22 protein-coding genes are annotated in these 23,095 nt (G+C 67.4%); 14 read left to right on the top strand and 8 right to left on the bottom strand.

The window, feature by feature from the left end; genetic code table 11:
* The first annotated feature begins 6 nt into the window (after nucleotides 1-6).
* Nucleotides 7-570: a YceI family protein gene (locus AB0O89_RS09160; protein ID WP_363496593.1), complete on the top strand. Its 564-nt coding sequence runs from the start codon at nucleotides 7-9 to the stop codon at nucleotides 568-570.
* Nucleotides 571-640: 70 nt separating this feature from the next.
* Here the strand turns inward: AB0O89_RS09160 and AB0O89_RS09155 are convergent, their stop codons facing one another.
* Entirely contained in the window at nucleotides 641-1,945 is a 1,305-nt protein-coding gene (locus AB0O89_RS09155) for an MFS transporter (protein ID WP_363496590.1), read from the bottom strand.
* Nucleotides 1,945-2,166, bottom strand: coding sequence for a DUF167 domain-containing protein (locus AB0O89_RS09150; protein ID WP_363496587.1), 222 nt, complete (start codon nucleotides 2,164-2,166; stop codon nucleotides 1,945-1,947). The genes AB0O89_RS09155 and AB0O89_RS09150 overlap by 1 nt, the downstream gene beginning before the upstream one ends.
* Nucleotides 2,167-2,311: 145 nt before the next feature.
* Here AB0O89_RS09150 and rpsO point away from each other — a divergent pair, with 145 nt between their 5' ends.
* The 7 genes from rpsO to AB0O89_RS09115 all read left to right on the top strand — a co-directional run bounded on the left by rpsO (nucleotide 2,312) and on the right by AB0O89_RS09115 (nucleotide 9,105).
* The gene (gene rpsO, locus AB0O89_RS09145; RefSeq protein WP_228177722.1) at nucleotides 2,312-2,581 is read left to right on the top strand and encodes a 30S ribosomal protein S15; all 270 of its coding nucleotides are present in this window, start codon (nucleotides 2,312-2,314) and stop codon (nucleotides 2,579-2,581) included.
* A 158-nt stretch (nucleotides 2,582-2,739) separates the two neighbouring features.
* The gene (gene efeU / locus AB0O89_RS09140; RefSeq protein ID WP_363496584.1) at nucleotides 2,740-3,711 is read left to right on the top strand and encodes an iron uptake transporter permease EfeU; all 972 of its coding nucleotides are present in this window, start codon (nucleotides 2,740-2,742) and stop codon (nucleotides 3,709-3,711) included.
* Nucleotides 3,692-4,924 carry an iron uptake system protein EfeO gene (gene efeO, locus AB0O89_RS09135; RefSeq protein ID WP_363496581.1) on the top strand — a complete coding sequence of 411 codons (1,233 nt, stop codon included), beginning with the start codon at nucleotides 3,692-3,694 and terminating at the stop codon, nucleotides 4,922-4,924. The genes efeU and efeO overlap by 20 nt, the downstream gene beginning before the upstream one ends.
* Entirely contained in the window at nucleotides 4,921-6,204 is a 1,284-nt protein-coding gene (locus AB0O89_RS09130) for a Dyp-type peroxidase (RefSeq protein WP_363496578.1), read from the top strand. The genes efeO and AB0O89_RS09130 overlap by 4 nt, the downstream gene beginning before the upstream one ends.
* Nucleotides 6,205-6,252: 48 nt before the next feature.
* The gene (locus AB0O89_RS09125; RefSeq protein WP_363496575.1) at nucleotides 6,253-7,152 is read left to right on the top strand and encodes an alpha/beta hydrolase; all 900 of its coding nucleotides are present in this window, start codon (nucleotides 6,253-6,255) and stop codon (nucleotides 7,150-7,152) included.
* Nucleotides 7,153-7,265: 113 nt separating this feature from the next.
* Nucleotides 7,266-8,462: an LLM class flavin-dependent oxidoreductase gene (locus AB0O89_RS09120; protein ID WP_363496635.1), complete on the top strand. Its 1,197-nt coding sequence runs from the start codon at nucleotides 7,266-7,268 to the stop codon at nucleotides 8,460-8,462.
* A gap of 1 nt (nucleotide 8,463) precedes the next feature.
* Nucleotides 8,464-9,105, top strand: a complete 642-nt coding sequence (locus AB0O89_RS09115; protein WP_363496572.1) for an FMN reductase — start codon at nucleotides 8,464-8,466, stop codon at nucleotides 9,103-9,105.
* A 60-nt stretch (nucleotides 9,106-9,165) separates the two neighbouring features.
* On the opposite strand, the gene AB0O89_RS09110 is transcribed toward AB0O89_RS09115, so the two are convergent.
* The 4 genes from AB0O89_RS09110 to AB0O89_RS09095 form a co-directional block, all read right to left on the bottom strand.
* Nucleotides 9,166-11,178: a fructose-specific PTS transporter subunit EIIC gene (locus tag AB0O89_RS09110; protein ID WP_363496569.1), complete on the bottom strand. Its 2,013-nt coding sequence runs from the start codon at nucleotides 11,176-11,178 to the stop codon at nucleotides 9,166-9,168.
* Between the two features lie 20 nt (nucleotides 11,179-11,198).
* Entirely contained in the window at nucleotides 11,199-12,164 is a 966-nt protein-coding gene (locus AB0O89_RS09105) for a 1-phosphofructokinase family hexose kinase (RefSeq protein ID WP_363496566.1), read from the bottom strand.
* Nucleotides 12,161-12,943, bottom strand: coding sequence for a DeoR/GlpR family DNA-binding transcription regulator (locus tag AB0O89_RS09100; RefSeq protein WP_363496563.1), 783 nt, complete (start codon nucleotides 12,941-12,943; stop codon nucleotides 12,161-12,163). The genes AB0O89_RS09105 and AB0O89_RS09100 overlap by 4 nt, the downstream gene beginning before the upstream one ends.
* A gap of 188 nt (nucleotides 12,944-13,131) precedes the next feature.
* Complete coding sequence (locus AB0O89_RS09095) at nucleotides 13,132-13,758, bottom strand: VTT domain-containing protein (RefSeq protein WP_363496560.1); 627 nt, start codon at nucleotides 13,756-13,758, stop codon at nucleotides 13,132-13,134.
* A gap of 139 nt (nucleotides 13,759-13,897) precedes the next feature.
* Here AB0O89_RS09095 and AB0O89_RS09090 point away from each other — a divergent pair, with 139 nt between their 5' ends.
* From AB0O89_RS09090 to AB0O89_RS09065, 6 genes are all read left to right on the top strand, one after another.
* On the top strand, nucleotides 13,898-15,976 hold the full coding sequence (locus AB0O89_RS09090; RefSeq protein WP_363496557.1) for a glycosyltransferase: 2,079 nt from the start codon (nucleotides 13,898-13,900) through the stop codon (nucleotides 15,974-15,976).
* A gap of 249 nt (nucleotides 15,977-16,225) precedes the next feature.
* Nucleotides 16,226-18,505: a polyribonucleotide nucleotidyltransferase gene (locus AB0O89_RS09085; protein ID WP_363496554.1), complete on the top strand. Its 2,280-nt coding sequence runs from the start codon at nucleotides 16,226-16,228 to the stop codon at nucleotides 18,503-18,505.
* 202 nt (nucleotides 18,506-18,707) lie between these two features.
* Nucleotides 18,708-19,733, top strand: a complete 1,026-nt coding sequence (locus tag AB0O89_RS09080; RefSeq protein WP_363496551.1) for an aldo/keto reductase — start codon at nucleotides 18,708-18,710, stop codon at nucleotides 19,731-19,733.
* Nucleotides 19,734-19,798: 65 nt separating this feature from the next.
* Entirely contained in the window at nucleotides 19,799-20,401 is a 603-nt protein-coding gene (locus tag AB0O89_RS09075) for a histidine phosphatase family protein (protein ID WP_300595098.1), read from the top strand.
* Between the two features lie 42 nt (nucleotides 20,402-20,443).
* Nucleotides 20,444-21,274 (top strand): 4-hydroxy-tetrahydrodipicolinate reductase, encoded by an 831-nt coding sequence (dapB, locus tag AB0O89_RS09070; RefSeq protein WP_363496548.1) that lies wholly within the window; start codon nucleotides 20,444-20,446, stop codon nucleotides 21,272-21,274.
* On the top strand, nucleotides 21,271-21,723 hold the full coding sequence (locus AB0O89_RS09065; protein ID WP_363496545.1) for a hypothetical protein: 453 nt from the start codon (nucleotides 21,271-21,273) through the stop codon (nucleotides 21,721-21,723). Before dapB ends, AB0O89_RS09065 begins: the two co-directional genes overlap by 4 nt.
* A 9-nt stretch (nucleotides 21,724-21,732) precedes the next feature.
* Here the strand turns inward: AB0O89_RS09065 and AB0O89_RS09060 are convergent, their stop codons facing one another.
* Both AB0O89_RS09060 and AB0O89_RS09055 read right to left on the bottom strand, forming a co-directional pair.
* Nucleotides 21,733-22,644 carry a TIGR01777 family oxidoreductase gene (locus tag AB0O89_RS09060; RefSeq protein WP_363496542.1) on the bottom strand — a complete coding sequence of 304 codons (912 nt, stop codon included), beginning with the start codon at nucleotides 22,642-22,644 and terminating at the stop codon, nucleotides 21,733-21,735.
* On the bottom strand, nucleotides 22,637-23,062 hold the full coding sequence (locus AB0O89_RS09055; protein WP_363496539.1) for an OsmC family peroxiredoxin: 426 nt from the start codon (nucleotides 23,060-23,062) through the stop codon (nucleotides 22,637-22,639). The genes AB0O89_RS09060 and AB0O89_RS09055 overlap by 8 nt, the downstream gene beginning before the upstream one ends.
* Between the last annotated feature and the right edge of the window lie 33 nt (nucleotides 23,063-23,095).

The following is a 23,095-nucleotide window of genomic DNA, read 5'->3' as shown; positions in this document are numbered from 1 at the left end:
GAGAGCATGACCGAAACGACAACCGTCGAGATCCCCGGCTACCGCGTTGGCACGTGGCAGCTTGATGCGTCGCACAGCGAGGTCCACTTCACCGTCCGGCACATGATGATCTCGAAGGTGCGCGGCACCTTCGGTGTCAAGAGCGCGACGTTCGTGACTCCCGCAAACCCGCTCGAGACCACCGTGACCGCGTCGGTCGATGTGACCTCGGTCGACACGAAGGATGAGGGCCGCGACAAGCACCTCGCCTCGGCGGACTTCTTCGACGCCGAGCAGTACCCCACGATGGACTTCGTCTCGACCGGTGTGCGCATCGAGAACGGCGACTTCTTCGTCGACGGTGACCTCACGATCCGCGGCATCACCAAGCCCGTGACCTTCGAGGTCGAGTTCGGTGGCTTCGGCAATGACCCGTGGGGCAACTACAAGGCCGGCGCAACGGCCAAGGCTGTCATCAACCGCGAGGACTTCGGCCTCACGTGGAACGCCGCGCTCGAGACCGGTGGCGTGCTCGTGGGCAAGGACGTGACGATCGAGCTCGATCTTCAGGGCGCGCTCCAGGCCGACTGAGGCAACGCACGACCTTTCAGTGGGGCGGATGCTGCGGCATCCGCCCCACTGTCGTTCATGGTGAGCGTGATCAGGGAACGGGGTTATCGGCGTCGTACGCGCGGAACCCGGGGCTCAGGCGCACGAGCGTCGTCACGATTGCCAGAATCAGCAGTCCGCCCAGGAGTGGTGGGAACCAGAGAGTCGTGAACGTTGCAAGGGTTCCGGCATAGAGCGCGCCGACTCGGGGTCCGCCGGCGACCACGACGATGAAGATGCCCTGGAGGCGCCCGCGGATAGCGTCGGGTACGGCCGATTGCATCATCGTCGACCGGTAGATCGCGCTGACGTTGTCGGCCCCGCCCGCCACGGCTAGAACGAGGACCGCCGCGATGAGCAGCCCGACGCGAGGAGCTAGTTCTGCGCCACCGGTCGTGCCGCTCGTGAGCGCCGCGATCAGCAGCACGATGCCGAACGCACCGATAGCGACGCCGTAGACGAGGATCGCGCGTTCGATCCCCAGGCCGTGTCTGCGGTAGCGCCCAATGCGCCCCGAGAGCAGGCTCGAGACGAACGCGCCCGCGGCGAAGGCCGCGGTAAGAACGCCGGTCGTGATAGCGCCGCCGCCCAGGAGCACTGCCCCGATCGCCGGGAAGAGGGCGAGCGGCTGCCCGAAGGTCATGGCGGTGATGTCGAGGATGTATTGCAGGCGGATGTTGGCAGCGCGTCGGAGGAATGCGACGCCGTCGCGCAGGGACTCGAGTCCTGGTCGGACGATCTCGCCTTCGGGGACGATGCGAGGGAGGGTCCACAGCCCGAGGAAGAGGGACGTCATCAGAACCACGTCGGCCGAGTAGGTCCACGCGTAGCCGACCGTCGCGACCAGCACGCCGGCCAAAGCGGGTCCGGCCATGACCATGATCCCGACGGTGATCCCCTGCAGTGCTGCTGCAGCCGGAAGGAGTTGCCGGGGGAGCAATCGGGGAACGATCGCTGAGCGCGTGGCGAGTACCACCGAGTTTGCAGCGGAGTTGACGATGCTGAGCGCGTAGAGCGACCACACTGACTCGAGCTGTGTCCAGGCGAGGATCGCGAGCAGAGCGGTAGAGGCGAAGGTGATGGATGCCGCCACCAGCGCGACCACGCGGCGGTCGAAGGCGTCGGCGAGCATCCCGCCGTAGAGTCCTGCCGCGACCATCGGGATGAGCCCGACGACGGCGATCATGGAGACGGCGAAAGTGCTCTGCGTGAGGTCGTAGACGTGGAGCATGACCGCGACGATCGTGAGTTGCCCGCCGAGGCCTGCAAGGGTCGAACCGATCCACAGTCGCGCGAAGGCGGGGCTGGCGCGGAAGGGGCGGAGATCAAGGAACTGGTCGCGCGAGAGGCCTGCCATCACAGGTCGACCTCGACCTGTTTGACACGCGCCGAATGTCCCCGAACGATCGAGACGCGGCTCGGCGAGGTGCCGAAGTGCTCTGCCAGCACCCGCGGGAGAGCGGCGTTGGCCTCGCCCTCACGCGCGGGCTCCCGGAGATACACGACGAGATCGGATCCCACCGTCTCGACCAGGGGACCGCGCCGGCTCCCAGGTTTTATTCGGACGGTGATGCGCACCCGACGAGGCTACTCTGCGCACGCGCTCGCGGGCTCTGCCTCGGGCTGGTAGAGTTGTTCGGTTGCCGTTCGATCGGCCGCGGAGAAAGAGAGCTCGCACAGCAGGTGACGGGCACCGCGCAACGAAGAGAGAGGGGATCGTTCTATGGCACTGGAAGCAGAGACCAAGAAGGCGATCATCGAAGAGTACGCAACGCACCCCGGTGACACCGGATCCCCCGAGGTGCAGGTCGCGCTCATGACGCAGCGCATCAAGGACCTCACCGAGCACCTCAAGGAGCACAAGCACGACCACCACTCGCGTCGTGGCCTGTTCCTGCTCGTGGGTCAGCGCCGTCGTCTGCTCGGCTACCTCCAGGACATCGACATCGAGCGTTACCGCAAGCTGATCGAGCGTCTCGGGCTTCGCCGCTAAGCGCGAACCGCGTATATCGCTTTCCCGAAGGGTCGTCCCACGGTGTGGGGCGGCCCTTCGTCATTGACTCGCGCGGGTGGGAATTGCTCAGCCGGCGGCTGGGGAGTAGTCTCTCGGATGGCTTAGGTAAGCCTTACCGAATCGTCCCGAGGATCCGCGTGCTCGCTAGCTTTCTCATCGGCCTCCGCGAAGGCCTCGAAGCCGCCCTCGTCATCGGCATCCTGGTGGCCTATCTCACGCAGCTGAAGCGTCGCGACGTGCTGCCGCGCCTGTGGTTGGGAGTCGGGGGTGCGATCGCTCTCGCCCTTGCTATCGGAGCGTTCTTCACATTCGGTGCTTATGCGTTGACGTTCGAAGCGCAGGAGATCATCGGGGGTCTGCTGTCGCTGGTCGCCGTGGCGATGGTCACGTGGATGATCTTCTGGATGCAGGCCCACGCGCGGACACTCGCCGGGGGACTACGCAGCGGCGTCGACCGGGCGATCGCGACCGGGGGACTGTGGGGAATCGTCGTTCTGGGCTTTGTGTCGGTCGCTCGCGAGGGCGTGGAGACGACTCTTCTGCTCTGGTCGATGGTGCAGTCGTTCGGAAACGCGCCCGAGTCGCTAGCTGGTGCCGTTCTCGGCATCCTCTGTGCCGCGGCGCTTGGCTGGCTCGTTGCCCGCGGGATGCTGCGCCTGAACCTCCGGCTGTTCTTCACCTGGACCGGCGCCTTTTTGATCCTTGTCGCCGCTGGCGTCCTGGCCTACGGGATCGGCGACCTGCAGGAGGCCGGGGTGCTCCCGGGTCCCACCACCGCTCTCGCACCCATCGATGCGGCAGGCGCGGTGGCCCGCGGATGGGCGGGATTCCCCTTCGGCTGGGCGTTCGATCTCACCGGCATCCTCGACCCCACGAGTCCGGGCGCCGTCATCCTGCAGGCGACCATCGGCTTCACCGCCCGCATGAGTTGGCTCCAAGTGATCGCCTGGGTGCTCTACGTTGCGGTCGTCGGCACGGTGTTTCTTGTCGGCGCGTTCCCCGCACGCCCGCGTCCCGCGGCGACCCCGACGGATGCTGCCGACTCGAGCCTTCTTTCGTCCGCAGTCAGTCCCCACAGCAAGGAGACCCATGAACACCCTCTCTCGTAGTCTGGCGCTGGTCGCCGTGACCGCAGCCGGTTCGCTCGTGCTCGCCGGATGCGTCGCACGGGCCGACCAGGCAGGCGGCGACGCGATCACCGTCACCTCGACGGAGGAGTCCTGCGAGATCTCCTCGGCCAGTGCGGCCAGCGGCACGCTGAACTTCGCGGTGACGAACGCCGGGTCGGAAACCACCGAGTTCTACCTGCTCGCCAGTGACGGACTCCGGATCGTCGGGGAGGTCGAGAACATCGCGCCCGGTGCGTCCCGGACGCTCACCGTTCTCACCCAGCCCGGCGATTACTACACGCTGTGCAAGCCCGGAATGATCGGCGACGGTGTCGGCCGAGCAGCATTCACGGTGACCGGAGATTCCGTGGCGGTGGATGGCGAGGATGCTGAGCTCAAGCAGCAGGCGGTCGATCTCTACGCGGCATTCGTGAAAGACCAGGTCGGTCAGCTCGTGCCGGCTGTCGACGAGTTCGTCGCTGCCTATGTGGCGGGCGACGACGAGACAGCGAAGCAGATGTTCCCGCAGGTCCGTGCGTATTACGAGCGCATTGAGCCGGTTGCCGAGGCGCTCGGCGACTTGGACCCGCGTATCGACTACCGGGAGGTCGACGCGGTCGCGGAGGGGCTCGACTGGACGGGGTTCCACCGCATCGAGAAGGATCTCTGGGTGCCAGCATCCGATGCTCTCAACTCCGATGGTGTGACTCCGGCATGGCAGGACTGGGAGCCATCGACGCCCGAGCAGAGGGCGGAATTCGGTGACCTGCTGATCGCCGATGTGCAGGAGCTGTACGACTATGTGCACGGCGACGAGTTCATCGACGCGCTTGAGTCGCAGGGCATCGCGGGCATCTCCAACGGCGCCATCGCACTGCTCGATGAGGTGGCGACCGGCAAGATCAGCGGCGAGGAGGACTGGTGGTCGGGAACCGATCTGTACGACTTCGCCGCCAACGTCGAGGGGTCGAAGATGGCGTTTTCGCTCGTGCGTGACTTCGCCGTCTCAAGTGGCCCCGACGGTGAGCAACTCGTCGCCCAGATCGACGAGGGTTACGCGCAGCTGGAAGCGGAGCTGGCAACCTTCGGGTCGCTGCAGGACGGCTTCGTCTCCTACAGCACCCTGACGGATGCCGACACCCGTGCTCTCTCGGATCGCATCAACGCCCTAGCCGAGCCGCTGTCGCAGCTCACGGTGACCGTGCTGCAATGAGCGAAGAACCGGCATCCGAAACGCCGCGGGCGGGCCTGAGCAGGCGAGGTCTGCTGGGGCTCGCGCTCGGCGCTGGTGCGGCGGGCGTCGCGGTTGGTGCCGGAGCGGCATCGGCCATCGCGCTGACGCGGCCGGATGCCGCGTCAGTCGCCGACACCCACCAGTTCTATGGCGCCCACCCGGCGGGCATCACCACCGACGTGCAAGACCACCTGCACTTTGCTGCGTTCGACGTGATGGAGGGCGCTTCACGGCAAGATCTCGTCGAACTCCTGCAGGACTGGAGTTACGCGGCGGCACGCATGATGCTCGGTTTGGAAGTCAGCGCGACCGGTGCTGTCGGCGGTTCGCCCGAAGCTCCGCCCGACGATACGGGCGAGGCGCTCGGACTTCCCGCCAGCAACCTCACGATCACGATCGGCTTCGGCCCAACGCTGTTCAGCACGGCCGAGGGGGTCGATCGTTTCGGTCTGGCGTCACAGGCGCCGGGCTCGCTCGCCGCGCTCCCTCCGTTCCTCGGCGACGACCTCGACCCCGGTCACACCGGGGGAGACCTGTGCATTCAGGCGTGCGCCGATGATCCGCAGGTGGCGGTACATGCCGTGCGCAACCTCAGTCGCATCGCTTTCGGGCGCGCGCGGCTTCGGTGGTCGCAGCTCGGGTACGGGCGAACCTCACGCACATCGGCGACAAGCAAGACTCCCCGGAATCTTTTCGGCTTCAAGGACGGCACCGCCAACATCCTCGCGGATGACACGGCAGCCCTCGACGAGCACGTGTGGGTGTCCGCCGACGACGGACCGACATGGCTCGCCGGGGGCTCCTATCTCGTGGCGCGCAAGATCGCCATGAAGATCGAGACGTGGGATCGCGTGCGCCTGGCGGAGCAGGAGCGCGTCACGGGGCGCGCGAAGGGAACCGGGGCTCCGCTCAGCGGCGGTGACGAATTCGCGGCGCCCGACTTTGCGGCATCCGGCGCGGCGGGGCTCGCGATCGATCCGCGTTCGCACGTCTCCCGGGCCCATCCGGCAAACAACGGCGGGATCCGGATGCTGCGCCGCGGATACAACTACGTCGACGGCAATACGGCGCTGGGACGCCTCGATGCCGGACTGTTCTTCCTCGGCTACGTGCGCTCGCCGGATCGATTCATCACGGTGCAGCGCTCGGTGGCGACAGATCTGATGATGGAGTACGTCACGACCGTGGGCTCGGGCATCTGGGCAGTGCCTCCAGCGCCGAGTGAGGGATCTTTCGTCGGCGCGGGGCTGTTCTCCTAGCGGCGAATGCTGCCTGTGTGGGGAGGGCTGGAGTAGTCTCGGGCGTCGATGACGCTTACCGATGACGCCCGCGAGCGGGACGCGGCGATTCCCGATCTCGACTGGCGGGTCTTTCCCGCCGGCACTGTGCGTGACCACTTCTCTGCGCCGAGCGGGAGGCTCGCGCGGGTGAGTCTCGGAAGCGGCGCACGCGGTCGTGTCGTGCTCTTCCCGGGTGTGACGGGGTCCAAAGAGGACTTCACCCTCATGTTGCCGCTGCTCGCTGAGGCCGGCTACCGCGCGGAGGCTTACGATCTCGCCGGGCAGTATGAGTCACGGGATGCCGGTCCCGAGAACCTCGATCCGCCCCGCGCCCGCTACGACTATCCGCTGTTCATCAATGACCTGACCGCCGTCCTCGAGAGCGGGCCGCGAGCGCACGTCCTCGGGTATTCGTTCGCGGGACTCGTGTCGCAGTTGATCGTCGCTGCGCGGCCGGAGCTGTTTTCCTCGCTCACGCTGTTGTCGACGCCGCCGGCGACCGGACAAGTGTTCCGGGGGGTGAAGCGGATCGGCCGCTTCAGCAGTCTCGCGGGCCCGCGAAGCGGCGCATCCCTCATGCTGTGGGGCATCCGTAACAACTTGAACCGGGTCCCCCCGCAACGCATCGCCTTCGTTCGTGAGCGATTCGCCCTGACGCGGCGAGAGAGCGTCGACGACATCGTCGGGCTCATGATGCGGATGCCGGACGTCGCCGATGCGGTGCGCGCAGCATCCGTGCCGACCCTCGTCGCGACGGGCGCGCATGACCTCTGGCCGACCGAGCAGTATTTGTCATACGCGCAGCGCATCGGCGCGCAGGTGGCGGTCTACGAGACGGGTCATAGCCCGTGCGAAACGGCGCCGCATCAGCTGGTGCGCGACATGCTCGCGATGTTCGCCGAGATAGACGGCCCCATGGATCGGTGAGGTCTCGAGGTCGGCGGGAATAGATTCGACGCGGTCGCGTTACACGAGATACATTCACTTGCATAGATCGGCCGCACACCCCGCGACCGGGAGCGGAGAGCACGATGAGCCAGATGCAGTTCGGGATCTTCACCGTCAGCGACATCACGGAAGACCCCACGACAGGTCACACCCCCAGCGAGGCCGAGCGGATCCGCGCGACGCTGCAGATCGCCAAGCACGCCGAGGAGGTGGGGCTGGATGTCTTCGCCCTCGGCGAGCATCACAACCCGCCGTTCTGGTCGTCCTCGCCGACGACGACGCTCGCCTACATCGCAGGCCAAACCGAGCGCATTCTGCTCTCGACCGCCACGACACTCATCACCACCAACGACCCCGTGAAGATCGCCGAAGACTATGCGATGCTTCAGCACGTCTCGGGCGGACGGGCGGACCTCATCCTCGGACGCGGTAACACCGGCCCCGTGTACCCCTGGTTCGGCAAGGACATCCGTCAGGGTCTGAACCTCGCGGTCGAGAACTACGCCCTGCTCCACCGGCTGTGGCGCGAGGATGTCGTCGACTGGGAGGGGAAGTTCCGCACGCCGCTGCAGGGTTTCACCTCGACGCCGCGCCCGCTCGATGGCGTGCCGCCCTTCGTCTGGCACGGCTCGATCCGCACTCCCGAAATCGCCGAGCAGGCCGCCTACTACGGCGACGGGTTCTTCGCGAATAACATCTTCTGGCCCAAGGAGCACTTCCAGCGGCTGGTCGCGCTCTACCGTGAGCGGTTCGAACACTACGGACACGGCACCCAGGAGCAGGCGATCGTCGGGCTCGGTGGGCAGGTGTACATGCACCGCAACTCTCAGGAGGCGGTCCGCGAGTTCCGCCCGTACTTCGACAACGCGCCGGTCTACGGCAATGGACCGAGCCTGGAGGACTTCACCGAGATGACGCCGCTGACGGTGGGTTCGCCGCAGCAGGTCATCGATCGGTACGCGGCGATGCGGGAGCATTTCGGTGACTACCAGCGCCAGATGTTCCTGATCGACCACGCGGGTCTGCCCCTCAAGGCCGTCCTCGAGCAACTCGACATCCTCGGCGGTGAGGTCGTACCGGTGCTCCGCAAGGAGCTCGCGAAGGATCGCCCGGAAGGCGTCGCCGATGCTCCGACCCACGAGAGTCTTGTGGCAGCTGCGGGCGGACCGCGCGAAGCCCGGCCCCGGCCCAACCGTGGCGACAACGTCACCGGCGGTTCCCCGTACCGTGACAGCGCGCCGCTGGCGGGTGCCGCATTCGGTGCCGCAGCGACACGTCAGGGGGCGTGAGATGACCACACGCCGCATCGCGGTCGTCACCGCGGGGCTCTCGAACCCGTCATCCACGAGGCTGCTCGCTGACAGGCTGGCGGAGGCTGTTCGTGCACAGCTGGCCGAACGCGAGATCGAGGTCGGGGTGGATGTGATCGAGCTGCGTGAGCACGCTCATGCGATCACCGACAATCTCCTCACCGGGTTCGCCCGCCCCGAGCTTGCTGAGGCGATCGAGACCGTGACCTCGGCCGACGCCCTCATCGCCGTCACGCCGATCTTCACGACCAGCTACTCCGGTCTGTTCAAGTCGTTCGTCGACATCCTGGACCCGGACTCGTTGCGGGGGATGCCGGTGCTGCTGGCAGCCACCGGCGGGTCACCACGGCACTCGTTGGCACTCGAGTACGCGATGCGCCCGCTGTTCACCTACCTGCACGCCAACCCGGTCTCGACATCCGTGTTCGCGGCCTCGGAGGACTGGGCCGGCGGCGAGGGAGCATCGTCGCTGCGTTCGCGCACCGAGCGCGCCGCGGGAGAGCTCGCGGATGCCGTCGCTCGTCGGGGCGCGACAGTCGCTGAGGACCCGTTCGACCCGGCGACCTACCTCGGCGAGGGCCGCTCGTTCGAGAGCCTGCTGGGCGGACTCACCGCCGACTGAATCACAGCAGCATAGTGCCCCCGGCCGCACCCGACGACCGGGGGCACTATGTGGTTATTGTCAGGCGCGTGCGCCGCTGGCCAGGACGCCGCTGGCCTCGGTGTCGTCGGCAGCTCCCGCAGCCTCGACAGTCGCGGCGCTCGGGCGGCGGCCGATGCGCTTGAGGCCGATGACCGCGACAGCGGTGATCACGGCGCCGATCGCAATGGACAGCAAGAACCACAGGATGTTCCCGATGGCGAAGAGTACGAATACTCCGCCGTGGGGCGCCTGCGAGGTGACCCCGAAGGCCATGGAGAGGGCGCCGGTGACGGCGCCACCGAGCATGGACGCGGGGATGACGCGCAGTGGGTCGGCTGCGGCGAAGGGGATCGCACCCTCCGAGATGAAGGATGCACCCAGCAGCCACGCCGCGACGCCGTTCTCGCGCTCCACAGGAGTGAACTGCTTGCGGGCAAGCACCGTCGATGCGAGCGCGAGTCCGAGTGGCGGAACCATGCCCGACGCCATGACGGCAGCCATGATCTCCAGCGGCACCTGGTTCGCCAGTGACGCGGCCCCGAGGCCCGCGACCGCGAAGGAGTACGCGACCTTGTTGACGGGCCCGCCGAGGTCGAAGCACATCATGAGGCCGAGGATGACGCCCAGCAGCACGATTCCGACGCCGGTCAGGCTGTTCAGCCAATCGGTCAGTGTCGTCATGAGCCAGGCGATCGGCCCGCCCAGGAACAGGATCATGGCTCCGGATGCGGCGATCGATGCCAACAGCGGAATGATGACGACCGGCATCAGCCCACGCAGCCAGCGGGGCGCCGGGATGCGGGTGAGCGAGGCTGCGACGAGGCCAGCGAGGAGGCCGCCGACGATGCCGCCGAGGAAGCCGGCGTTCATCATGACGGCGATCGTGCCGACCACGAACCCCGGCGCGATGCCGGGCCGGTCGGCCATCGCGTAGGCGATGAATCCTGCAAGGGCCGGCACGAGGAAGCCCATGGAAGCCGCACCGATGACAAACGCGACGGCGCCGATGTAGGTCCAGAAGCCGCCGTCGGGAAGGTTCCACAGGGATGACGAAGCGACGATGTCGCCGGCCGTCGCATTGATGTCGTATCCCGCGAGGCCAAAGCCGATGGCGATGAGCAGACCACCGCCAGCGACGAAGGGGATCATGTAGCTGACGCCGGTGAGAAGCCAGCGTTGCAGCTTGCGCCCGGCGTGTTCGCTGGCGGTGTCGGTTGTCGCCGTCGTGGTCTCGGTACCCGCGACCCGCGCAGCATCCGGGTTTGCGGCCGCGGCCAACGCCTCGTCGATCATGGCGCCAGGAGCTTCGACTCCACGCTTGACGGGGCCTTGAACGACCGGCTTGCCGGCGAAGCGTGCCCGATCGCGAACATCCACGTCCACCGCGAAGATCACGGCGTCGGCTGCGGCGATGACGGCGGGATCGAGCGCGGTCGATCCGCTCGATCCCTGCGTCTCGACCTCGAGGCGGATGCCGCGCTTCTTCGCTTCGGCGACAAGGGCGTCGGCTGCCATGTAGGTGTGGGCGATGCCGGTCGGGCAGGCGGTGACAGCGACGAGTACTCGCTGATCCGAGGCCGTCGGTGCCGCGGTGCTCGCAGCCGGGGCTGGAGCGATCGCCTCGTCGATCAGGGCGACAACCTCCGGCGCCGAGGTGGCGGCGCGCAACGAGTCGACGAACTCCTCTCGCACCAGCGCGCGGGCGATCGTGGAGAGGATCGCGAGATGGTCGGTGTCGGCACCGACCGGCGCGGCGATGAAGAACACCAGATCACTCGGGTCGTCGTCACCGAAGTCCACGGGGTCGGACAAGCGGGCGAAGGCGAGCGTGGGCTCTGTCACGGCGGCTGTGCGGCAGTGGGGAATGGCGATTCCACCGGGCATCCCCGTCGAGGTCTGCGCCTCGCGGGCGTGGGCGTCTGCCGCAAGCGCGTGCGCATCCGTTGTGCGACCCGCGCCGGCGACGATGGTGCTGAGGGCATCGATGACGTCCCCGGATGTCGCGCCCAACGCGACATCGAGAGCGACAAGCTCCGGGGTGATGATGGACATGTTCTCTCCTTTGATGAACGTCACGGTGCTGTGACCGTGGCGGGCAGGTGGATCTCGGTGACCGTGACCTGGTCAGGGCGGGTGTCTGTGGGGCGCGGGATGGTAGTCCCGGGCAGGGAGACGGCGGCCGAGCCGTACGCCACGGCGCGTGCGAGCCGCGCAGCGGGCGAGAGCCCCTCCGTGTCGGCGATGAGGTAGCCCGCCAGCGACGAGTCGCCGGCGCCGACCGTGCTGCGGGCGATCACTGGTCGGTGGGTGGCGTGCCAGGCGCCATCGGCGGAGGCGAGGACCGCGCCCGCGGCGCCGAGCGTTGCCAGCACGGCGACGATTCCGTCGGTCCGCAGTGCTGCGCTCGCGCTCGCCACGGCTTCCGGTGTTCCGAGAGCAGCGGGGTCCGATCCGGTCAACTCCGCGAGTTCCTCGATGTTGGGTTTGATCAGATCGATCCGCACGCCCGCGGTGCGCAGCGCTGCAAGCGGCGCACCCGAGGTGTCGACCGCGATGCGGATGTCGGGCGCGGCGATCCGCGCCGTCCGTGCCAGATCGGCGAGCAGTTCGACATCGGCACCCGGGGGGAGCGAACCGGCAAGAACCAGCCAGCTCGCCCGGGTTGCCTCGGCGGCCACGACATCGTGAAGGGCTGCCACGGCGGCGGCGCCCAGCGGTGAACCGGGTTCGTTGATCTTCGTGGTCGTGCCGTCGGGCTCGGCCAGCGAGATATTGGTGCGCACGGTGGCGCCCGGATCCACGGTGACAACTGCCAGTCCGCTCTCGACGAGTTCGCGCACGTACGGATCGTGGTAGTCGGCCCGCACGATCGCCCGTGTCGGTATGGATGCGTGAGCCAACGCCCGCGAGACGTTCACGCCCTTTCCGGCTGCCTGCGAGGTGACACCGCTCGCGCGAAGGACAGCGTCGCGCTCGAGTCGGGAGGGAAGTTGGATGGTGCGATCAACGCTCGGGTTGATCGTGACGGTGACGATCATGCTCGCACCAGATCCACGTCGGCGGCCCGCAGCGCTTCGCTCAGGTCGGCATCCGGTTCGCCGTCGGTCACGAGGGCGTCGATGTCATCGAGGCCTCCGAAGCGCACGAGAGATTCTTCGCCGAGCTTCGATGCGTCGGCAACGACGATCACCCGCCGCGCCGAGGCTACAGCGGCTCGCTTGACCTCAGCCTCGGCTTCGTCAGGTGTGCTCAACCCGAACTGTGCGTGCACGGCATTGGTCCCGATGATCGCCACATCCGGCCGCAAGCCGGCGATCTGCTCGATGGCTCCCGCGCCGACCAGGGCGCCGGTCAGCGCCCGAAGTCGTCCGCCGATCACGCGCACGGCAGGGGTCGTCAGGTGGCTCAGCGTCGACGCGGTGATCACGGAGTTGGTGATGAGCGTGAGCGAGGCGTTGCCGTCTTCTCGAGCGGCCAGAAGCCGCGCGACGCGGGCTGCCGTTGAACCGGCATCAATGTGAACGGCCCCGCCGAGACCGCGGGGGATCAGATCGAGCGCCGCCGCGGCGATGCGTTCCTTGGCCTCGGTTGCGGTGGCTTCGCGGGCAGCCAGGCTCGGCTCTGCGGCGCTCGTTCGGCCCGCGGGGACGGCGCCGCCGTGTACGCGGAGGAGCACGCCGTCGGCCTGGAGCTGGTCGAGATCGCGGCGGATCGTCTCCTGTGCGACGCCGAACAGGGCTGACAGGGCGGTTACCGAGGCGCGACCCTCGTCGGTGACGATTCCAGCGATGCGCTGCTGGCGCTCCGTCGCGTACATGACTGTTCTCCCACCCGGGCGTCATCCCTGACGCCGAAATCTGTGTATGTGTGAGAGTAGCTGTGAGTGTGTTGGTTTACAAGAGTCGATCTGCATTTCGGGCGCGCCGTCCTGAGACCGCTGACGTGCTGCACTCGCCCGAGTGGAGCTGGGTGGCGACCGTGGGGTGTATCGAACCGGGGTGCGAGCTAGGCGGGAGCGTCTTCTGTGCCGGAAGAGCGGCTGTCTCGCGCAGATGAAAGCCGCGTGACGATCAGGTCGACGATCAGGCCCAACACGATCGCGACCCCGATGGAGATGAGGACGGCAACGACGGGTCCGCCCGGAACGAGCTGTCCGACGATCGCGCCGACGGCGGCCTGGTACACCGCCCACCCCGTGGCTGCCGCGGCAACGAGAACGAGATAGCGAGGAGCCGGAACCCGCGATGCACCAGCGGTCAGGTTCACCGCGAGCCGGGCGAACGGGATGAAACGGGCGGTGAAGACCACGGTTGCGCTCGATCGATGCAGGCGGCGGTGCGCCCACCCGATCGCGGCGCTCACTCTGCGGCCCCGCATCCACGCCCACCGGTCCAGCCCGACGCGGCGCCCGACGGCGTACACGATCATGTCGCCGAGGAAGGCCGCGAGCGCTGCCAGCAGCACGACACCCAGCAGTGGGGGCGAGCCGACGGTCACCGCGAGTGCGCCGAAGGCGGTCACGGCGACCTCTCCCGGGACGACCACGAGGAGGCTGTCGGCGAGGACGAGAGCGAACATGAGGGGAAGCGCCCAGGCGCTACCGGCAACGTGCGTCAGCACCTCATCGATCACACCTCTGAGGTAACACGCGAGGGTGAACGGAGACGGAACGGGGCACGTCCGGTGACGCGATGGCGTGCATCCGGTGAACTCTCGGCAACCGTGCCTGCCTCAGCGTGTTCGGCGATCCGACACGCGTCACCCTGGAGACGTGAGAGTCGCGGTATTGGCGGAATCGTTCCTCCCCCACATGAACGGAGTCACCGGCTCGGTGCTCCAGATCCTTCGTCATCTGGCAAACGAAGGGCACGACACCCTCGTCATCGCCCCCAGGGCCGGTGACGTCGAGGTGGATCTGCGCGGCGCTGATCTCTCCGGCGCTCGCACCACGATGCTCCGGTCAGTGCCATTGCCCTCGTACCCACAGGTTCGCGTCGTGTTCGCTCGCGCGGCGAAGCTTGCGGCGCACCTGCGCGAGTTCCAGCCCGATGTCATTCACCTGGCATCGCCGTTCGTGCTCGGCTGGCAAGGAACGGCTGCCGCCGACGCGCTCAAGGTTCCCGTTGTCGCGGTCTACCAGACTGATGTGGTCGCGTACGCCCAGAAGTACGGGCTTCCGGCTGCGACATCGATCGTGCAGTCGCACCTCACCCGACTGCACCGCCGTGCGACATTGACCCTGGTGCCGTCCTCGGCGAGCATGTCCCAGCTCGAAGGTCTCGGCATCGATCGCCTGCGCCGGTGGGGGCGGGGAGTGGATGCCGTGCGTTTTGCTCCCGAACATCGCAGTGCCAGCTGGCGGCAGCGGGTCGCCCCGGGTGAGGCGATCATCGGCTACGTCGGGCGGCTCGCCCCCGAGAAGCAGGTCGAAGACCTCGCCGCCCTGCACGATCTTCCGGGAACCCGGCTGGTCATCGTCGGTGATGGACCCTCGCGACCCGCGCTCGAGCGCGCCCTGCCGCGTGCTGTCTTTCTCGGACACCTCTCCGGCGATGCGCTGGGCGAGGCCATGGCCTCGTTCGACGTTTTCGTCCACCCCGGCGAAAGCGAAACGTTCGGCCAGACGATCCAGGAGGCGCTCGCGGCGGGAGTCCCGGTTGTCGCGACGGGAACAGGTGGACCGGTCGATCTCGTTCGTAGCAGCGTCGACGGATGGCTCTATCGGCCGGGAGACCTCGCCGACCTCCGTGCGCGGGTGGCAGACCTCGTCGGCGATGATGCCAAGCGGCGCGCGTTTGCGACCGCGGCGCGCGAGTCGGTGCGCGATCGCACCTGGGAGGCCCTGGGCCGCCAGCTCGTCGGCCACTACGCCGAGGCTCGGATGCTGCGCCCGATCGACGACTCCCTGTTCGCCCGCGCCGCGACGCGACCAGCAGCGCCGCCAGCGCCAGCGACCGAGGGGGCGCCCCGCTGGTCCCGTTTCGTTGCTCTCGGGGATTCTCTGACCGAGGGACTGTGCGACACCTCGCGGATGCCGAAGGGCCAGTACCGCGGGTGGGCCGACCGCCTCGCGGATCTGCTGGCCGGCGCCCGAGAGGCGAGACTTCCGGCGACCGCGGAGCCGTTCCGATATGCGAATCTTGCCGTGCGCAGCCGCAAGATCCGGGACCTCCTCGTCGAGCAACTACCGCGTGCGCTGGAGATGGAGCCGGATCTGGTGTCGGTCTTCATGGGCGCGAACGATCTGGTCAGCCGCGGCGCTGATCCTCTCACCCTGGCGAAGGGACTCGAGCGGGCTGTCGTGGAGTTGCGCTCCCGTGGCATCGACGTGCTGCTGGTGAGTATCGTGCTGCCCCGGCGCCGGGCCGCGATGATCTTCGCGCGACGTGTCGCGATCTACAACTCCGAGATTCGACGCATCGCCGCCGACACCGGCTGCATGCTGCTCGATCTTGAGGCCCAGCCGGCGATCAGTGACCTCGACATGTGGGCCGATGACAAGGTCCACTTCCGATCGAAGGGACACCGGTTCGTTGCCTACCGGGCCGCCGAAGCGCTGGGGGTGCCCTACGCTGACGAGCTCGCAAGCCTCGACTCGGCCTTCCATGACGATGACAGCCCGAACCCGCGCGGCTGGGTGCGTCGCGACGCCGTGCCCTGGCTGTGGCGACGGCTTCGTGGACGCACCGCCGGAGACGGCCTGAGCGCAAAGCACGCTGACTACGTCACGATCTCACGGCGATCGATCTCGACGACGCTGTCGCCGGTCACACCGGATTCCGCGCCTCGTCCGGTGCAGCAGTCGCCGGAGCTGCGGCCGGTCGACCCGGTGCGGCCAGCGTGGCCCTGATAGAATCGTTCGGGTTGCCTTACGGCATCCGCTCAACTTCACAGTGAGCTTCATGGAGCAGGCCGGCAGGAAGCTGGTCCCCTGTGGTGGGTTCCCCGTCGTCTTACGCCGGGTGGTCTTCTACTGGTGGCCAGCGCCGACGATTCACGCGGCTTAAGGCCGCACGCTCGATACTGCCTGTTCCTGCTCCTTCGCATGTGCTCGCGCACCACACGGGTGCGCGAGTCGAAACAAAGAAGGAGAGACCTCTTGGAAGGTCCTGAAATCACCGCCGCTGAAGCCGTTCTCGACAACGGCCGCTTCGGCACCCGTACCGTTCGGTTCGAGACCGGACGCCTCGCTCAGCAGGCCCAGGGCGCCGTTGCCGCCTACCTCGACGAGGAAACCATGCTGCTCTCGGCCACGAGCGCCGGAAAGCACCCTCGCGAGGGATTCGACTTCTTCCCCCTGACGGTGGATGTCGAAGAGCGCTCCTACGCCGCAGGCAAGATCCCCGGTTCGTTCTTCCGTCGCGAGGGTCGCCCCTCGACCGAGGCGATCCTGGTGTGCCGCCTCATCGACCGTCCGCTGCGCCCCTCGTTCGTTTCGGGGCTGCGCAACGAGGTCCAGATCGTCGTGACGGTGCTCTCGATCGCACCGGGCGAGTTCTATGACGCGCTCGCGATCAACGCAGCGTCCCTGTCTACCCAGATCTCCGGTCTACCGTTCTCAGGCCCGATCGCGGGTGTGCGCCTGGCGCTCATCCCCGGTCACGGCGAGCACGCCGACCAGTGGGTGGCGTTCCCGAAGGCCGAGCAGCTCGAGGATGCCGTCTTCGACCTGATCGTCGCCGGGCGTGTCCTGCCCGACGGTGACGTCGCGATCATGATGGTCGAGGCTGAAGCGACCGAGGGCAGCTGGAACCTCATCAAGGGCGGCGCCACCAAGCCCAGCGAAGAGGTCGTTGCACAGGGTCTCGAGGCCGCCAAGCCCTTCATCAAGGAGCTCGTCGCCGCGCAGAACGTCGTCGCGAACACCGCCGCCAAGGAGATCCAGCCCTACCCGGTCTTCCCCGCCTACGCCGACGAGACCTACGACTTCGTCGCCGGTCGCGCGTACGACAAGCTCGTCCCTATCTACCAGATCGCCGACAAGGTCGAGCGTCAGAACGCCGACGACGAGCTCAAGGATGCCGTCAAGGCAGAGCTGGTCGCAGCCGTTGATGCTGGCGAGCTGCCCGAGACGGCGCTGGGTGAGTTCTCGGCAGCGTACAAGTCGGTGACGAAGAAGATCGTCCGCGGTCGCATCCTCACCGAGGGCGTACGCATCGACGGTCGTGGACTTGCCGACATCCGTCCGCTGGATGCCGAGGTCCAGGTGATCCCGCGCGTGCACGGTTCGGCGATCTTCCAGCGCGGTGAGACCCAGATCCTGGGCGTCACGACGCTGAACATGCTCAAGATGGAGCAGCAGATCGATTCGCTCTCGCCCACGACGAGCAAGCGGTACATGCACCACTACAACTTCCCGCCCTACTCGACCGGTGAGACCGGCCGGGTTGGTAGCCCGAAGCGACGTGAGATCGGCCACGGCTTCCTGGCCGAGCGCGCGCTCGTGCCGGTGCTGCCGCCGCGCGAGGAGTTCCCCTACGCCATCCGCCAGGTTTCCGAGGCCCTCGGCTCGAACGGATCGACCTCGATGGGCTCGGTGTGTGCCTCGACGCTCTCGCTCCTGAACGCGGGCGTGCCGCTTCGTGCACCCGTCGCCGGTATCGCGATGGGCCTGGTCTCGGACGAGGTTGACGGTCAGACCCGCTACGCGGCGCTGACCGACATCCTGGGTGCTGAAGATGCACTGGGCGATATGGACTTCAAGGTTGCCGGCACGAGCGAGTTCGTCACGGCGATCCAGCTGGACACGAAGCTCGACGGCATCCCGTCGTCGGTGTTGTCGGCAGCTCTCACGCAGGCCAAGGAAGCGCGTCTGACGATCCTGAACGTCATCAATGCCGCTATCGACGGCCCCGACGAGATGGCGCCGACCGCTCCGCGCGTGATCAGCGTGCAGATCCCGGTCGACAAGATCGGTGAGCTCATCGGTCCCAAGGGAAAGACGATCAACGCGATCCAGGATGCGACCGGCGCCGACATCTCCATCGAGGAGGACGGCACCGTCTACATCGGCGCAACCGACGGTCCGTCGGCCGAGGCCGCCCGCGCCCAGGTCAACGCGATCGCCAACCCCACCAACCCGGAGGTCGGCGAGCAGTTCCTCGGAACCGTCGTGAAGATCGCAACGTTCGGTGCGTTCGTCTCCCTGCTCCCCGGCAAGGATGGCCTGCTGCACATCAGCGAGGTCCGCAAGCTCGCCGGCGGCAAGCGTGTCGAGAACGTCGACGACGTCCTCTCGGTCGGGCAGAAGCTGCTGGTCAAGATCACCAAGATCGACGACCGCGGCAAGCTCTCGCTCGAGCCCGTCATCGACGAGCCCGCCGACCAGGAGGGCCGCGCTGCGGCGAACGAGGGTCCGGAGGCTCCGGCCGAAGGCTGAGCCTGGTTTTGAGAACGCCCGTCCCCGAGGGGGCGGGCGTTTTCGCATTCGGGCGTGATCGAAGCGTTATGTAATATTCACGCCTGTGTCGCCTGGCGCCGCCGCGCCGCCGCTGTTACGCCGTACCCTCGAAACACGCGCCGGGGAGCGCGCCGGTATCCGTGACTCACCACCACGGACACCGTGAAAAGGGGGTGAGGGAATGGCTGTTTTCGGCGTCGGTGCCGCAGCAACGGCAGGAGCCGGAGCGGTGAACCCCGCTCATCCCTCCGCCCCGATTCCCGTCCTGGGTCAGCCGCTCGGGTCGAACGTGCGCGTCGATCTCGGCGAGACCGGGATATCGGTGTTCCCCCTGATCCTCGGTGGCGGTGAGTTCGGCTGGACAGTGGACGCAGCCACCAGCCACGAGATCCTCGACACCTATGTGCGTGCCGGCGGCAACGCCATCCACACGGCCGACAGCTTCTCGGGCGGCCGCAGCGAACACATCATCGGCAGATGGATGGCAGACCGCGGCATCCGCGATGACATCGTGCTGGCCGTGCGCGTCGGTGCCCATCCCGATCACCCGGGGCTCGGCCCTGTCGACCTCGTGCGGGCCGCTGAGGCCTCGCTCACGCGCCTGGGTACTGACCGCATTGATGTCCTCTACCTCGACGCTCGGGCAGACACGACCACTGCTGTGGAGGAGACGCTCGCCACCGCTGAGTGGCTCATCAGCGCGGGCAAGGTCCGCGCGATCGGGGCGATCGGGTATCAGGCTGCGCAGCTCGTGGAAGCTCGAATCCTGTGCTCTGCCGGCTATCCGCGGATCTCGGTTCTGGACGTTCCCTTCAACGTGCTGCGGCGGCACGAGTTCGACAGCGATCTGCGCCTGGTGGCCAGCGCGCAGTCGATGGCGGTGACGCCCTCCCACGCCCTTGAGCACGGATTCTTGTCGGGTCTGCACCGCGACCGTCTTAACGGACCGCTGTCGGTTCGAGCGAAGCAGATCACAGCAAACGTCAACCGGCGGGGTACCCGCACCCTGAAGGCTCTCGATGCGATTGCTGCCGAGCTGGGTGTCACCAACGCGTCGGTCGCCGTTGCCTGGCTCCTTGCGCAGCGCATCATCACGGCCCCGATCATCAACGCGTTCGCCCCGTACCAGGTCGACGAGCTCGTGCAGGGCGTGGGTGTGCGGCTCACGCGAGCCCAGCTGGCCGATATCGCCCGAGCAGCAGACTGAAACCTCCCGCCCGGGGCCGAGAGGTTAGGGTAGGACTGTTCCGAGCACGTCGAGGAAGCGGCCCCGTGACCCACTACATCTATCTCGTTCGCCACGGTGAGCATCTGGATGCCGAGCATGGCCTGATCGACGGACCCCTCTCCCCGCGCGGCAAGCGCCAGGCAGCTTTCTTGGCCGACCGCCTTTCGGGGATCCCCTTCAACGCGCTCTGGCACTCCCCGCTCGATCGTGCCGCCGAGACAGCGCGGGCAATCGCCGAGCGGATGCCGGCCCTCACCCCGACGCCGTCGGCGCTGCTGTTCGACTGCGTACCCACGGGCATGGTCGAGGAGACTCCGGCTGTGTTCGAGCCGTTCTTCGGAGCGGTCACCGAGGAAGAGGTCGAAGCGGGTCGCGCGCAGATGGCCGATGCCGTCAACGCCTTCCTCGTGCGTAAATCCGGCGAGGTCCACGAACTGCTCGTGACCCACAACTTCGTCATCGGCTGGTTCGTTCGCGAGGTCCTGCAGGCCCCCGAGTGGAAGTGGATGACGCTCAATCAGGCGAACTGTGGTTTGACGGTCCTGGCACAGAAGCAGGGGAGACCGTGGACGCTCCTGTCCCACAACGACCTCGCCCATATTCCTGTCGAAGACCGCACCGGGCTTCCCGAGGCCTACGCGTTCTGAGCGTGCGCTGCGCGGCCGGACGCCGCGGATAGGCTGGAACCCATGACCACACGCGTCGCCATCGTCGGTGCCACGGGCAAGCTCGGCGGAATCATCCGCGATGTCGTTGCTGCTGAGCCCGGATTCGAGATCCATGCTGAGCTCGACTCGCGGTCAGCGATGTCAGCGCTTGACGGCGCCGATCTCGTCGTGGACGCAACGATTCCCGCCGTGTCGATCGACGTGGTGCGCGCTGCAGCGCAGCGGGGGATCGACATCATCGTCGGGACGTCGGGGTGGTCGGCCGAACGTATCGCGCGGGTCCGGCCCGAGATCCAACAGGCTGGCATCAGGGCGGTATTCATTCCGAACTTCTCGCTCGGATCCGTGATCGGTTCAGCGCTCTCTGCCGCCGCTGCTCCCTTCTTCCCATCGATCGAGATCATCGAAGCGCACCGCGAAACCAAGATCGACTCGCCTTCCGGAACCGCTGTGCGTACCGCTGAGCTGATCTCTGCGGCCCGTGCAGATGCAGGCCCAGTGGCCGCTCCCCATGTCGACCAGCGCGCACGAGGTCAGCAGGTTGCGAGCGTTCCCATTCATTCCCTCAGGCGGCCTGGAGTGGTTGCGAGCCAGGATGTCGTGCTCTCGGGGCCGGGGGAGACGCTCACCCTCACCCACGACACCATTGACCCTGCAGCCGCCTATGCGCCAGGCATCCGGCTCGTGCTCAGAGCTGTCGCCGGCCGCGTGGCCGGTGTCGAGCCGGGCAGTGTCGTCATCGGGCTTGACACCTTCCTTGACATCGGCATCCGCCTGCCGTCGTTTGCCGACCAGGCCCCTGTGGACGAGGGCGGCGTGCCGGGGCAGGTAGCCCGCGCCACCGGCGCATGAGTTCGCGCATCGCCGTCGGAGTGATGGCGGCGCTTCTGCTGCTGTACATCGTGCTGGTGGCCCAGCGGGCCTGGCTCTTGCTCATCAGCGGCGACCCGGTCGGCGTGGCGATGGGGGCGGTGCTGGTCGTCTTGCCGGTGATCGCGGTCTGGGCGCTGTGGCGCGAGCTGTGGTTCGGCGTGCGCGCCGAACAACTCGGTCGACGCCTTGAAGCGGAGGGGGAGGTACCGGATGATCTGGTCGCGGTGCGCCCCAGCGGGCGGGTCATGCGCGCGGACGGGGATGCGCTGTTTCCGCGCTTCAAAGCGGAAGTCGAAAGCGCACCCGAGGACTGGCGGGCCTGGTATCGACTCGGGATTGTCTACGACGCGGCCGGAGACCGACGTCGTGCGCGGGCGGCAGTGCGAACTGCCATCCGGCTCGAGCGCGGGCAGGGTCCGCAGAACTGACGAGAGCGGTCAGCGCCGGCCAATGGCAGCCCGTACCGCTTCTTCCGCGCTCTCGTGCATCCATGAGAAGCCGGACGCGGCCAGCACCTCGGGGATGACGTAGGCGTCGGTCGTCAAGAGCGAGTCGGTAGGGTCTGTCCCCAGCACGAGCTTCAGGCCCCACTCGGGCGCGCGCAGCAGGTACGGGCGGTTCAGTTCCCGTGCCAGAGCGAACCCGATGTCATTCGCCGTCGCGCGCGTCGGGCCGGACAGGTTCACGGGCCCCGTCGTGCCGATGTCGATGATGTGTCGGATCGCGCGAACCTCGTCATCCAGCGAGATCCACGGCCACACCTGCGTGCCTCGTCCCAGGGGACCGCTGAGCCCGAGTTTCGTCAGCAGGATGAGGGGCTTGAGTACACCATCGCGGTGGATGATCGGCGCAGTTCGCAGCGTCGCTACGCGAGCGTGATCCCCGGCGCCGTACGCGGCGCTCTCCCATTCGCCGCACAGATCTGCGAGGAATCCGTCCCCGCGCGGGGCGTCCTCGGCGATCGGGCCGCCAGGATGCGTGCCGTAGTAGCCGACGGCGGAGGCCGACACGAAGTGCGGGGCGTTCTCGCCCAGCTCCCGAACGGCACGTGCCAGGGCCCGCGTGGGCGTGACCCGCGACCACAGCAGTGTGTGCTTGTAGGACGAGCTCCACGGGAATCGGCCGATGCTCGCCCCGTTCAAACCGATGACCGCGTCTGCGCCGTCCAGCACTGCCGGGTCGAGCACGTCGGAGTCGACGAGCCACGGTACCTCGTCAGCACCCGGATCGGGGGTGCGGACGAGGGTCGTCACGCGGACACCGTCGGCCCGCAGACTCTCGGCGAGCGCCCGGCCGATGAGGCCGGACGCTCCGCCGATGACGACGTGTCGCAGAGCGGACTCAGGCAAGCGTCGCCTCGAGGGTGATCTCGATTCCCGCGAGGGCTGCCGAGACGGGGCATCCGGCCTTCGCGGCGTTCGCGATGCGGTCGAAGTCTTCCTGCGACAGGCCCGGCACGGATGCGTGCACGTTGAGGTGGCTTCCGGTGATTCCGGTGCCCGGGATGAAGGTGACAGCTGCCGAGCAGCGCACTGACTCGGGTGGCGTGCCGTTCTGGGTGAGCTCGTGCGAGAACGCCATGCTGAAGCAGGAAGCGTGAGCTGCCGCGATGAGTTCCTCGGGCGTGGTGACTGTCGAGGAGCCTTCGCTACGAGCCTTCCAGTTGACATCGAACGTGCCGAGGTGGGAACTGTCGAACGTCACTTTTCCCGACCCATCGGTCAGGCTGCCGTTCCAGACGGTGGTGGCTTCGCTCGTCACGGACATGGGGACCTCCCTGGTCGTCATGCACCCGGAGTG

This window comes from Microbacterium sp. NPDC076895, assembly GCF_040687115.1.
Taxonomy (GTDB): domain Bacteria; phylum Actinomycetota; class Actinomycetes; order Actinomycetales; family Microbacteriaceae; genus Microbacterium.
This window is presented reverse-complemented; position numbering and strand designations above follow the sequence as displayed.